The 12,573-nt window shown below is 71.1% G+C and carries 10 protein-coding genes; 6 read left to right on the top strand and 4 right to left on the bottom strand.

The annotated features are described in order from the left end of the window. Positions 1–84: 84 nt before the first annotated feature. Complete coding sequence (locus Pdca_RS03745) at positions 85–1,722, bottom strand: ferritin family protein (RefSeq protein ID WP_166666025.1); 1,638 nt, start codon at positions 1,720–1,722, stop codon at positions 85–87. 461 nt (positions 1,723–2,183) lie between these two features. Here Pdca_RS03745 and Pdca_RS03740 point away from each other — a divergent pair, with 461 nt between their 5' ends. The 4 genes from Pdca_RS03740 to Pdca_RS03725 all read left to right on the top strand — a co-directional run bounded on the left by Pdca_RS03740 (position 2,184) and on the right by Pdca_RS03725 (position 5,951). Continuing rightward, complete coding sequence (locus tag Pdca_RS03740) at positions 2,184–4,076, top strand: sigma-54-dependent Fis family transcriptional regulator (RefSeq protein WP_307724074.1); 1,893 nt, start codon at positions 2,184–2,186, stop codon at positions 4,074–4,076. 10 nt (positions 4,077–4,086) lie between these two features. Next, positions 4,087–4,335, top strand: a complete 249-nt coding sequence (locus tag Pdca_RS03735; protein ID WP_085914485.1) for a hypothetical protein — start codon at positions 4,087–4,089, stop codon at positions 4,333–4,335. A gap of 26 nt (positions 4,336–4,361) precedes the next feature. Continuing rightward, the gene (locus Pdca_RS03730; protein ID WP_085914484.1) at positions 4,362–4,631 is read left to right on the top strand and encodes a hypothetical protein; all 270 of its coding nucleotides are present in this window, start codon (positions 4,362–4,364) and stop codon (positions 4,629–4,631) included. Between the two features lie 216 nt (positions 4,632–4,847). Next, positions 4,848–5,951 carry a gamma-glutamylcyclotransferase family protein gene (locus Pdca_RS03725; protein WP_085914483.1) on the top strand — a complete coding sequence of 368 codons (1,104 nt, stop codon included), beginning with the start codon at positions 4,848–4,850 and terminating at the stop codon, positions 5,949–5,951. A 60-nt stretch (positions 5,952–6,011) separates the two neighbouring features. Here the strand turns inward: Pdca_RS03725 and Pdca_RS03720 are convergent, their stop codons facing one another. Then, positions 6,012–7,385, bottom strand: coding sequence for an MFS transporter (locus tag Pdca_RS03720; RefSeq protein WP_085914482.1), 1,374 nt, complete (start codon positions 7,383–7,385; stop codon positions 6,012–6,014). A gap of 178 nt (positions 7,386–7,563) precedes the next feature. On the opposite strand from Pdca_RS03720, the gene Pdca_RS03715 reads away from it, so the two are divergent. Then, positions 7,564–8,469: an ABC transporter ATP-binding protein gene (locus Pdca_RS03715; RefSeq protein WP_085914481.1), complete on the top strand. Its 906-nt coding sequence runs from the start codon at positions 7,564–7,566 to the stop codon at positions 8,467–8,469. After that, positions 8,466–9,656: an ABC transporter permease gene (locus Pdca_RS03710; protein ID WP_085914480.1), complete on the top strand. Its 1,191-nt coding sequence runs from the start codon at positions 8,466–8,468 to the stop codon at positions 9,654–9,656. Before Pdca_RS03715 ends, Pdca_RS03710 begins: the two co-directional genes overlap by 4 nt. Here Pdca_RS03710 and Pdca_RS03705 read toward each other — a convergent pair. Further along, on the bottom strand, positions 9,637–11,028 hold the full coding sequence (locus Pdca_RS03705) for a cryptochrome/photolyase family protein (RefSeq protein ID WP_085914479.1): 1,392 nt from the start codon (positions 11,026–11,028) through the stop codon (positions 9,637–9,639). The two genes, Pdca_RS03710 and Pdca_RS03705, sit on opposite strands and share 20 nt — an antisense overlap. A gap of 202 nt (positions 11,029–11,230) precedes the next feature. Further along, the gene (locus tag Pdca_RS03700; protein WP_085914478.1) at positions 11,231–12,541 is read right to left on the bottom strand and encodes a citrate synthase; all 1,311 of its coding nucleotides are present in this window, start codon (positions 12,539–12,541) and stop codon (positions 11,231–11,233) included. Between the last annotated feature and the right edge of the window lie 32 nt (positions 12,542–12,573).

The raw sequence follows: 12,573 nt of genomic DNA, 5'->3' as shown, positions 1-12,573 counted from the left end.
GGGAAGACGACCCCCCGGCCGGGCCGCGGAGAGAGGGCCCCGCTATGGACTAGCGGGGGCCCTCCCCCCTCGCCTGACCCGCGCTCAGGCGTCGGTGGGCGCGGGCCGACCAGCCGGCCCCTGGCGGTTGTAGTCCGCCACGAACGCTTCGCGCTCGGAGTCGCTCATCTCGTTGAGGATGACGTTGGGGCTCGCCAGGTGCGGCATCCGCCGCATGTGGTCGAGCGTCCACATCTTCTTCGGGTCGAGATCCAGGTGCGGCTGGGCGGTCAGGGTCTTGCCGTCGTCCCGGACGAAGCCCATGTCCTGGATGACGTCCGCCCAGTTCCAACCGTGGTAGAGCGTCTCCCACTCGCGGTGACCCACGAGCTTGCCCATGTTCGGGGTCTCGCGACCCTGGTACACGGGACGGAACGCCTCGGCGTCGGTCCAGCGGCAGACCTCGTGGCAGTACGTCCGCCACTGGCCGTCCACCTTGTCGACGACCATGTCCTCGCGCACCAGACACGGCACCATGCAGGTCCAGCACCGGTGCGGGTACACGTAGTCGACGTCCTCGGCGACGATCGCGTGGTGACCGTTCGGCTTGGCAAGGCGGTTGTAGTTCTCCCACCACTTGCCGTACCGGTCGTACCAACCCGGGTACTTGTACTCGAACCACTCGAAGTCGGTGTCGGTCATGCCGTCGATCCGCCAGTAGTTGGCGCACCAACCGGTGGCGAAGAACTGCGCGACCTCGTGGACGTAGCCCTTGTTCCAGATCTGGTTCCAGGACTCCTCGACCAGGTCGTGCGGGATGACCAGGCCGTACTTCTCCAGCGGCAGCAGGTACGAGCGGTAGTAGTCGTCGTAGATCCAGCGACGCCACATCTCCGCGTAGGACTCGCGGTCCTTACGGCGGTCCTTCGTGCCGTACTCGATGAAGGTACCGATCGCGGCGTCGACCACCCGGTGGTTGTTCCACCAGGCGTACCGCAGGTCACGCTCGAGCAGCTGGCGGTTGTCCTCGTCGGACAGCGCCATCAGCAGCGTGGCGTAACCGTTCGAGATGTGCCGCGACTCGTCGGACTGCACCGAGTGGAAGACCGTCGGCAGCAGGTAGTCACCGTTTGCCGCCGCCTCCGCCGGCATCGCCACGAACAGGGTGTTCGTGAACGCGGTCTCCGCGACGATGGTCAGGTAGATCGACGCCGCGGTGATCGCGTCACCGGTGATGAACCCCTCGGCGAACTGACGGCCGATCGTGCCGGCGTAGTCCGACTGGAAGTTCCGCAGCGAGTTGTTGAACCCCGCCGGGTCGATGTAGTTGTTCATGTACAGGCGCTTGAGGTTCTGCTGGATCGTGCTGTGCCGAACCTCGTCGATCATCTGGATCGCCTGGCCGTTGTGCAGCTCCGGGTTCGGAACCACGTGGAACAGCATCGGCATCGACCGCGCCGCCGAGATCTCCGGCAGCGGGATGATCGACAGGAAGAGCTTCTGCCACTCCAGCCAGCGCTCCTGCACCTGCCGGAACATGTTGCCGCGAATGGCGCCGTCCTGGGCACCGTAGACGCGGTGGTCCTTCTCCTCCTCCATCGGGAAGTACGAGCGCAGGACCTGCTTGAGCGGGTCCTTCTTCGCCGCCTTCTTGAAGGTGTAGTCGGTTCCGTACTTCATGTACGGCTCGTGGTACTGCGGCTCCCAGGAAAGCTCCTGGATCTTCTGGTGAGCCTTTGCCAAGCTCTGCCGACTCACGTCGTCTCCTCACGGTGGTGGGTGGTGGTCGGATTCGGTCCAACCGGTCGTGCGTCGATCGCGGCGGCCGCCGGTGCATGCGCCCCGCGGGTCCCCGAGTCCTTCCGGGGAGAGCGCCTGTCGTACGGGTCCGCCTCGCCCGACCGCCGGACCACGGGGCGAGCGCGGGTGCCCCGGGTGGAGATCGGTCACGGGACCTGCAGCGGCCGGGGGGCGCGAGTGGATCCCGCGGCTCCGGTGCCGTTCATCCCGTGCTGCGAATCACACCGGCTCCGCAGGGGGTCGGAGGTCTCAATATGAGACGCTGCAGAACGGTCACGTCTGGTGATCTTGCTCTCACGGCGCGTACCGTCGTCGTCACACCTTCTTCCGGAGCAGGTCACCGCTGCTCAGCCCTCGGTTGCGGGGTGTGGTTCCCGATCACGACGCAGGCGAGGAGGCCATCCGTGACATCCCTGCCCGATGGTGCGCAGGGCGGTACCGGATCAGGGCGGACCACCGCCCCGCACAGCCCCGGTAGCCGCCACGCGAGTGCTCTCGTCGCAACGGAACGGGTGGCGGCGGCGCGGGAGGCCTTCCTGCACCGCGACGCCGTGGCCCCCGAGTCGGTCCGCGCCCCGATCCTGGCCTCCTGGATCCGGTCCCGCGACATGGATGTCCCGGCCGATTCGATCGACCTCGCCGAGCTGGACTGCGAGACCGACGGGCCGCTGGCCAGGGCCGCGACACCGATCGTGGCCGAGCTCGCGGACCAGTTCGCCACCGAGCCGGTCAGCCTGATCCTGTGCGACCACGACGGCGTCGTCCTCGACCGCCGCACCGGTGACTCGGCGCTGCGCCAGCACCTGGATCGGGTGTGGCTGGCGCCGGGCTTCTCCTACGCCGAGCGGCACGTCGGCACGAACGGGATCGGCACCGCACTGGAGGGGCGCCGGCCGACCGCGGTCTTCGGGCACGAACACTTCGTCGAGCACCTGGAGGACCTGGCCTGCGCCGGCGCGCCGATCCGGCACCCGGTGACCGGGAAGATCCTCGGCGTGGTCGACCTGACGGGCTGGCGGAGGGAGGCCAACTCGCTGATGATGGCGACGGCGGCGACCACCGCCCGCCGGATCGAGGAGGCGTTGCTGGCCGCCTCCGGGCGGCACGAGCTGACCCTGCTGCACGACTACCTCGCCGCTGTCCAGCGGGCCGGGAACACCGCGGTGCTCGCCGTGGGCGACGACCTGGTGATGATGAACGACCGGGCCCGCGAGCTGATCGCGCCGTCGGACCAGGTCCCGCTGCTGGCCGGGGCCACCGAGGCGCTGCGCTCCGGGCGCAGCCGCCAGCTCGTCGTCGACCTGCCCAGCGGCGCGACCGCCAGGGTGCAGTGCCGTCCGAGCTGGGCCGAGAGCGACGGGTCCTCGGGCGGGGTGCTCCAGGTGACACTGACCCACCGGGAGGCGCCCGGCCCCCGCGGCTCGCACCCGACAATCACCACGGCGCTGCCGACCGCGGTCGGCTCCGGCGCGCTGTGGACCAAGTGCGCCCAGTCCGTCGACCGGCACCTGCGCAAGAACGAGTGGGTGGTGCTCGAGGGCGAGCCGGGTTCGGGCCGGACCACCCTCGCCCGGGCCACCCACCACCTGCACTCCCCCGCCGGGCACGTGCGGATCCTCGACGCGGCCGACTTCTCGCCGCGCTGGCTGTCCGAGGTCGTCGACGAGCTCGCCGGCAGCAACGGGACGCTGGTGCTCCGCGAGGTCGACACGCTGCCCGCGGCCGCCGCGAGCGCGCTGACCGAGGCACTGGAACCACAGCGCGAGTCGACCGACCACGAGCGCCCGTGGGTGGTCGCGACCCGTGGCCCCGCACCCGAGAGCGGTACCGACCTCCCGGAGCTGACCGAGCTGCTGGGCGCGTTCCCGCGGACGATCGAGGTGCCGCCGCTGCGCCACCACGTGGAGGACGTCGCCGAGCTCGTGCCGTACCTGCTGGCCCGGCTGACCCGCGGCGCCGACCTGACCTGCTCACCGGAGGCGCTGCGGGTGCTGATGCGCAACCGCTGGCCGGGCAATGTGGACCAGCTCTACCAGGTCCTGCGCAAGGTCGTCGCCCGCCGCCGCACCGGGGTGATCCGGGTGGAGGACCTCCCGCCGGAGACCAGGGCCCTCACCCGCCGGGTACTGACACCACTGGAGTCGATCGAGTGCGACGCGATCGTCGACGCGCTGCTCGACGCCGACGGCAACAAGGCCGAGGCCGCCCGGCGGCTCGGGATGAGCCGGGCCACGATCTACCGGAAGATCCGCGGCTACGGGATCGCGATGCCGGAGGGTGTGTCGATCTCCGGGTAGCGTGCGCGATATGTCCGATCCGGTCCGGCGCAACCCGCTCGTGCGGGCCCTGACGTTCCCGGCGGGGACCCCGCCGCCGCTGCTGGTCATGATCGTGCTCAGCACCTCGATGGTCGGGGTGTTCTCGGTGCCCCTGCTGCTCCCCGACGCCACCCCGCTGTGGGTGCGCTCGATCGTCGGGGTGCTGGTCGTGTTCGGACTGATGGTCGCGACCGCACTGCTGCGGCGGGCAGTCGCGAAGGGCCGTGAGCGGCGATGACCGGAGAGCGCCGTAGCGTCACCCCGGTGACCCGGCCGATCGGACCCGCCCTGCGCCGGCTGCTCGGATCGCTGACCCTGCCCGAGGAACTCCCGGGCTGGCAGCGGCTGCTGGTCGGCATCGGCGCAGCTCTGCTCACGCTCGTCGGGGTGGTGACCTCGGTACCCGAGGGCGCACCGGCCTGGGTCTACGCCCTGACCGGTTGGCTCGGGGTGCTCGCGCTGGCCGCACTGGCGTCGGTGCTGATCCGCCGCCTGCATCCGGCGCTGCGCCGGACGCACGACGACACCGGCTGACGCCCGTACCGGGAGGTGCGCACTCCCCGGTGTTGATCCGGTGCCCCGTCACAGAACGTTCAGGGCCGAACTCGGCGGCCCAGCCGCCCGCTCGCGGCGTTGCCGAACAAGCCGAGTACCTCCGGTACTGGGCCCGTCCGGCGCCTTGCGAGTGAACGCCTGGATCCACCGATTCCGACCCCAACGTCCTGCGACGAGGCACTACCGTCGCACCGCATGAACCCGGACACCTCGCCACCGTGGCCGGATTCCGGCTTCCCCGCGGAGCCCTATCCGGGGTCCCGGCCGGATGTCTCGTTCGTGCACGAGGACGCGCTGACCAACCCGATCACGCCGGATCCGTCGGCGCCGTCCGGATGGCGGGTCGACCGGCGCTGCCTGGACGACTGGCTGGCCGGGCGAGGTGCGGTGCCGCTCGCGCAGCGGGTGCCGGTGCTCGGCTACGGATCGAACGCGAATCCGGAGAAGATCAGCTGGATGCGGGAGCACCGGGGGCTCACCGGGCCGGTCGTCGCGTTGCAGGTCCGGACGGAGGGCCTGGCCGCCGTCTGGTCGGCCGGCCGGCGGGTGGTCGACGACCAGCGTCCGGCCACCCTGGCCGCCGTCCCCGGAGTGGCCGAGGAGCACGTCGTCTGGCTGACGGCGCCGGAGCAGTTCGCCGCACTCGACGCCGTGGAGGGCCGATCCGCGGACCCGCCCCGCTACCGGCTGGCCCGGATCGCCACCGGATCGGTGATCGTCCCCGAGACCGGGGCGGTGCTGGACCGGCTCTGCGCCTACGTCGCGCCCGAGCGCCCCACCGGTGTCGCACGGACCGACCGGCGCCCGCTGCTGGTCGGCGGCAGCCCGGTCCGGTGCACGCAGCTCGGCCAGGCGGATGCGGCCGCGCTGACCGGCGAGCCGGGCGCCGACGGTCTGGACACCACGACGGTGACCGGTCCGCCCGAGCCGGACGGCTGGCCGTCCCGGATCTTCGTCTACGGATCACTGATGCCCGGCCAGCACGCCTGGCCGCTGGCCCGCGGGCACGCCGATCCGCTCGTCCTGCCGCGACCGGCGTTCCTGTCCGTCGGCGGTGTCGCCGACACCGGGCACGGCTATCCGGCGCTGAGCCTGGACGGCACCACGGGCGTCCCCGGCTATCTGGTCGAGCTCGCCGATCCGGTGCGCTCGCTGCCGGCGCTGGACGACCACGAGGGCCCGGAGTACCGCCGGATCCGGGTGGTGCTGGAGGACGGCGCCGTCTGCTGGGTCTGGCTGTGGACGGCCTCGCGGGACGGGCACGTGCCGCTGCCCGGCGGCTGGGCCGCCCGCCGCTGAACCGGGCCGGGCCCGCCTCCGGCCTGCGGAGACGGGCCCGGCCCGGTGGTGGTGCGGAGTTCAGGCGCGTGCCTTGGCCGCCAGCCTCGCCTCGTGCTCGGCGAGCCCCGGCAGCTCCCGGCCGCCCAACGACGACCCCTTCGTCTCGATCACGAAGTAGAGCGCGACCAGCCCGACGAGCGAGGCACCCATCATGAAGTACGCCGGGACGAGCAGATCCCCGGTCGATTCCACGAGCGCCTCGCTCGCGACCGGCGCCCAGCCGCCGAAGATCGCGGTGGCCACGTTGTAGGAGATCGCCATCCCGGCGAACCGGACGTGGGTCGGGAACATCGCCGGGAACGTCGCCGAGATGGTGCCCAGCTGCAGCGCGTAGACCAGCCCCAGCACGGTGAAGCCGACCACCGCCCAGCCGAAGCTGACCCCCATCAGCATGTACATCGGGATCGCCAGCACGAACACGCCGGTCAGCGAGATGAGCCAGCAGGGCTTGCGGCCGATCCGGTCGGACAGCGACCCCGCCATCGGGATGAAGACCATCATCAGCGCCCCGCCGAGCACGCCGACCAGGGTGGCGTCGTCGGCGTTCATCCCGATGGTGCCCTGCAGGTAGGTCGGCATGTAGGTCAGCAGCACGTAGTTCGTGACGTTCAGCGCGATGACCAGGCCGAAGAGGGTGATGATCGGCTTGTTGTAGTCGACGAGCAGGCGCTTGAGCGCCCCGGTGGCCGCCGTCTCCGCCTGCCCGCTCTCCTCCAGCTCGCGGAACACCGGGGTGTCCTCGAGCTTGCTCCGGATGTACAGACCGATCAGCGCGAGCGGGAGCGCCAGCATGAACGGGATCCGCCAGCCCCAGCTGTTCATCGCGTCGCTGCCGACCGCGGCGGTGAGCCCGAAGACGACCAGCGCGGCCAGGGTCAGACCAGCCATCGTGCCGAACTCCAGGAAGCTGCCCCAGAAGCCTCGCCTCCGGTCCGGGGAGTACTCGGCCATGAAGGTCGCGGCGCCGCCGTACTCACCGCCGGTGGAGAAGCCCTGCACCACGCGCAGCAGGATCAGCAGGATCGGCGCGAGCACACCGATGGTCTCGAAGGTCGGCAGGATGCCGATCAGGAAGGTGGCGACACCCATCAGGATGATGGTCATCGCGAGGACCTTCTGCCGGCCGATCCGGTCGCCCAGCGGCCCCCAGACGATCCCGCCGAGCGGGCGCAGCACGAACGAGACGGCCAGCCCGAGGAGCGCGAACAGCCGCTCGTAGTCGCCGGGGAAGAAGTTCGCCCCAATGATCACCGCGACGTATCCGTAGACGCCGTAGTCGTACCATTCGGTGGCATTTCCGATCGCCGAGGCGGCGACCGCTCGACGCAGGATCGACGGCTCGACCTCACCGTGCGTGCCCTGCTGACCGGGATCGGCCGGAACCGAGGACATTCGATACACCCCCCATTACCGAAATGCGTTCCGCAACCAGGGAACGCATTTCGTTACACAATCGACATATTCTCGGGCATTGCGCGGCGGGGAGCTTACAGAGCGAAATCCGGGCCTGCTACCCCGTGCAACGATCACGTTCCGCTGTGCGGACGGGGGTCCGTGTAGCGTCGCCGCCGTGCTGGCGATCGAGGGGCTCGACAAGCGGTTCGGCACCGCGACGGCACTGGAGGACGTGACGTTCGAGGTGCGCCCGGGCGAGCTCTTCGGCTTCGTCGGCGGCAACGGGGCGGGCAAGACGACCACGATGCGGATCGTGCTCGGGGTGCTCGAACCCGACGCCGGATCCGTCTCGTGGCGGGGCGCGCCGGTGGATGCGGCGGTTCGCCGCCGGATCGGGTACCTGCCCGAGGAACGCGGCCTCTACCCGAAGATGCGGGTCGTCGAGCAGCTCGTCTACCTGGCCCGGCTGCACGGCGTGCCGCGTGCGGCCGCCGTCGCCGCCGCCGAGCACTGGACCGAGCGGCTCGGCCTCGCCGGTCGGCGCGCCGACGAGGTCCAGAAGCTGTCACTGGGCAACCAGCAACGGGTGCAGCTGTGCGCCGCGCTGGTGCACGATCCGGAACTGCTGGTGCTCGACGAGCCGTTCTCCGGGCTGGACCCGACTGCCGTCGACACGATGAGCGACGTGCTGCGCGAACGGGCCGCGACGGGCACCCCGGTGATCTTCTCCTCGCACCAGCTGGAGCTGGTGGAGCGGCTCTGCGACCGGGTGGGGATCATCTCGGCCGGTCGGATGGTCGCCGTCGGGTCGGTCGGGGAGCTGCGCTCCGGCGGTGGCGACCGCTACGACGTCACCGGCCCGCCGCCCGGCTGGGCCGACGGGCTGGCGGGGGTGCGAGTGCTGGACACGACGGGTGACCGGACCCGCGTCGAGCTGGTGGCGGGCACCGGCGATCAGGAACTGCTCACGGCCGCGCTGGCGGCCGGACCGGTGCGCGCGTTCGGGCCGTACCGGCCGCCACTGACCGAGCTGTACCGCGACGCCGTCGCCGATCGACTCCCCGGCGGTGCGGCCGCATGACCGGACCCGCCGCCACGATCGCCCTGGTCGCCCGCCGGGAGATCACCACCCAGGTCCGATCCCGGACCTTCCTGGTCGGGCTGCTGCTGATGCTGGCCGTGTTCGGTGGCTACGGCGCGGTGTTCGCGTTCGTCGGCTCGCAGAGCTCGGAGTCGTCGCTGGTCCTGCAGGGGCAGTCCGGCGAGCTGCGCACCGATCTGCAGGCCGGCGCCGATCGGCAGGGTCTCGTGCTGCGGCTCACCGAGGCCGGTGACCGGCCCACCGGGGAGTCGATGGTGCGCTCCGGTGAGGCCGACGCGATGCTCACCGGCGCACCGGGCAGCTATCAGCTCGTCGGTCGCGACGATGTCGGCGGCGCCCTGCGCGGGCTGGTGACCGAGGTCGTCGAGCAGCGCGCGGTGAGCGACGCGCTGAGTGCGGCGGGCGCCGATCCGGCGCAGGTCACCGAGCGGTCCGGGGTCGGTGTGCGCACCCTCGAACCGGAGGACCCGGAACGCGGCCAGCGGGTCGGTATCGCGCTGTCGGTGACGCTGCTGCTGTTCTTCTCGGTCACCGCGTACGGCGCCGCCGTGTCGCAGGGTGTGGTCGAGGAGAAGTCCAGCCGGGTGGTGGAGCTGCTGCTGGCCACCGTCCGGCCCGGCCACCTGCTCGCCGGGAAGATCCTCGGGCTGGGCCTGGTCGGGCTGTTGCAGCTGCTGATCCTCGGCGGGATCGGGACGACGATCGCGCTCGCCACCGGCGTGCTCGCGGTGCCCACGCTGCTGCTGGGGATGCTGCCGTCGGTCGTCGTCTGGTACCTGGTCGGCTTCTTCCTCTTCGCGACGCTGTACGCGGCGGCCGGGGCGCTGGTGTCCCGTCAGGAGGAGCTCCAGTCGGTGACGGCGCCGATCGCGGTGCCGCTGCTGCTGCCGTTCCTGCTGGCCGTCGCGATCCTGCCGGCCGATCCGCGGAACACCGTTGCCACGGTGCTGTCGTTCGTGCCGTTCTTCTCCCAGACGCTGATGCCGGCGCGCACCGCGCTGGGGGTCACCGCCTGGTGGGAGCCGCTGGTCGCGCTGCTGCTCGCGCTGGCGGCGCTGACCGGGATGGTGCTGCTGGCCGCGCGGGTCTACCGGAACTCGATCCTGCGCACCGGCGCCCGGATCTCCTGGCGGGAGGCGCTGCGGGTCAGCCCCGGGCGTTCTTGACGAGCTCGTAGCGGTCCAGCGCGTCCTGCCGTTCGGCGCGGTGGTCGACCATCGGCTCCGGATAGCCGTCCGGGATCCCGCCGGGCAGCTTCCACGGCTGGTGCACCGCCTTGCCCCCGACACCGGCCAGCTCCGGCACCCAGCGCCGGACGTACTCGCCGTCCGGGTCGAAGCGTTCCCCCTGGGTGATCGGGTTGAAGATCCGGAAGTACGGCGAGGCGTCCGTCCCCGATCCGGCCGTCCACTGCCAGCCGTGCTGGTTGGACGCCAGGTCGCCGTCCACCAGCAGCTGCATGAAGTGCCGGGCACCCCACCACCACGGCAGGTGCAGGTCCTTCACCAGGAACGACGCGACGACCATCCGCAGCCGGTTGTGCATCCAGGCCGTGGCGCGCAGCTGGCGCATCCCGGCGTCGACGATCGGGAAACCGGTCCGGCCGTCGCGCCAGCGGTCGAAGTCGGCGTACGCGTCCTTCCCGGTGCGCAGCGGCAGGTGGTCGAACGCGGTGTCGTAGTTGCCCCGGGCCGAGTCCGGGCGCCGGTGCAGCACGTCGGCGTAGAACTCCCGCCAGGCGATCTCGGTGCGGAAGGTGGACACCGAGTCGCCGCGCCGGCGGCCGAGATCGGCGAGCAGCGTGCGCGGGTGCACACAGCCGTACTTCAGGTACGGCGACATGCCCGAGGTGCCCGCCTTCGCCGGGATGTCGCGCTCCGGCTTGTAGTGCGCCACGGCATCGTCGAGGAACTCCGCCCAGCGGGCCAGCGCCGCCCGCTCACCCGGCTCCGGGAGCTCGGCGTCGCACGGCTCGTCGCCGGGGATGCGAACCGCGCGCGGGCCGCCGGCCGGCGCCGCCGGGTCGAGCCAGTCGCAGGTGGACCCGTCGGTCGTGGCGGGGGCCCGCCAGCCGTGATCGGCCCAGGCCCGGCTGAACGGGGTGAACACCTTGAACGAGCCGCCGGTGCCCTTCTCCACCCGGCCGGGCGCGACCGCGTAGGGCGAGCCGGTGCGGACCAGCTCGGCGCCGTCGTCGGCGAGCGCCTTCTCGACCCGCTCGTCGCGTTCCCGGCCGTAGGGCCCGAAGTCGGCGGCGACGTGCACCGTCGTGGCACCGGCCGCCCGCGCAACCCGCGGGACGACGTCGGCCGGGTCGCCCCGGACGATCAGCAGCCGGCCGCCGAGCGCTTCGTCGAGCTCGCGCAGGCAGCCGAACAGGAAGTTGATCCGGGCCGCGCCGGAGGGCTTCAGCAGCGCCGGGTCCAGCACGAACAGCGCCAGCGCGCGATCGGCCGCGTCCGCGGCGGCGAGGAACGTGGGCTGGTCGGCGACCCGCAGGTCACGCCGGAACCAGACGACGGCGGTCGAGTCGGCCATGATCGGCGACGCTAGTGCCAGGCCGGTCTCCCCGCGCGGCGACGCCCGCCGGCACCCCGGGTCGCGCCCGCCACGGCGCACCGTCCACCGGGGAGGCGGCTGAACGCGCGCTCCGCCCGCCGAGCGGCACCCCGGCGGGACACGGGCACGACGAACGGCCCCGCCGGATCCCGGCGGGGCCGCTGGTGTCTCGGCTACCCGGTCAGCGCTGGCCGACCGGGACGTAGAGCCGCTCCGCCGAGCCGGTGTACAGCTGGCGCGGGCGGCCGATCTTGTTCTGCGGGTCGCTCATCATCTCGCGCCAGTGCGCGATCCAGCCGGGCAGCCGGCCGAGCGCGAACAGCACGGTGAACATCTTGGTCGGGAAGCCCATCGCCCGGTAGATGACGCCGGTGTAGAAGTCGACGTTCGGGTAGAGCTTGCGCTCGACGAAGTAGTCGTCGGCGAGCGCCTTCTCCTCCAGCGACATCGCGATGTCGAGCAGCGGGTCGTTGACGCCGAGCTTCTTCAGGATCGTCTCGGCCTGCTCCTTGACGATCTTGGCGCGCGGGTCGTAGTTCTTGTAGACCCGGTGCCCGAAGCCCATCAGCTTCGCGCCCTGCTCCTTGTTCTTCACCCGGTTGACGAAGTCGTCGACGTTGCCGCCCTCGACGTCGGAGATCCGGGTCAGCATCTCCAGCACGGCCTGGTTGGCCCCACCGTGCAGCGGGCCGAACAGCGCGTTCACCCCGGCCGAGATGGAGGCGAACAGGTTCGCCTGGCTGGAGCCGACCAGCCGCACCGTCGACGTCGAGCAGTTCTGCTCGTGGTCGGCGTGCAGGATCAGCAGGGTGTCCAGCGCCCGGGCCATGTCCGGGTCGACCTCGTAGGGCTCCGCCGGGAACCCGAAGGTCATCCGCAGGAAGTTCTCCACCACACCCAGCGAGTTGTCCGGGTAGAGGAACGGCTGGCCGACCGACTTCTTGTACGCGTAGGCGGCGATCGTGAAGACCTTCGCCATCAGCCGGACCGTGGAGAGCTCGACGGCCTCCTCGTCGTGCGGGTCCAGGCTGTCCTGGTAGAAGGTGGACAGCGCGCTGACCGCCGAGGACAGCACCGGCATCGGGTGCGCGTCCCGCGGGAAGCCCTCGAAGAACCGCTTCAGGTCCTCGTGCAGCAGGGTGTGCCGGCTGATCCGGTTCGTGAACGCGTCGAGCTGCTGACGGGTCGGCAGCTCGCCGTAGATGAGCAGGTAGCTGACCTCGAGGAACGTCGAGTTGGTCGCCAGCTGGTCGATCGCGTATCCGCGGTAGCGGAGGATCCCGGCGTCACCGTCGATGTAGGTGATGGCCGAGGAACAGGCTGCGGTGCTCGTGAAGCCCGGATCGTAGGTGACCAGGCCGGTTTTACCGAGGAGTTTGCTGACGTCGACGGCCTGCGACCCCTCCGTCGGGGTGTGCACCGCCATCTCGAACTCGCCACCGGAATGCTTCAGGACGGCGGAGTCGGCGCGGGCGGCGGTCTCGTCGGACATGTGGAGGTTCCCTCTCACAGCTGGGTCATATG

Origin of the sequence: Pseudonocardia autotrophica (genome assembly GCF_003945385.1) — a bacterium.
In the GTDB taxonomy this organism is placed as follows: Bacteria; Actinomycetota; Actinomycetes; order Mycobacteriales; family Pseudonocardiaceae; genus Pseudonocardia; species Pseudonocardia autotrophica.
This window is presented reverse-complemented; position numbering and strand designations above follow the sequence as displayed.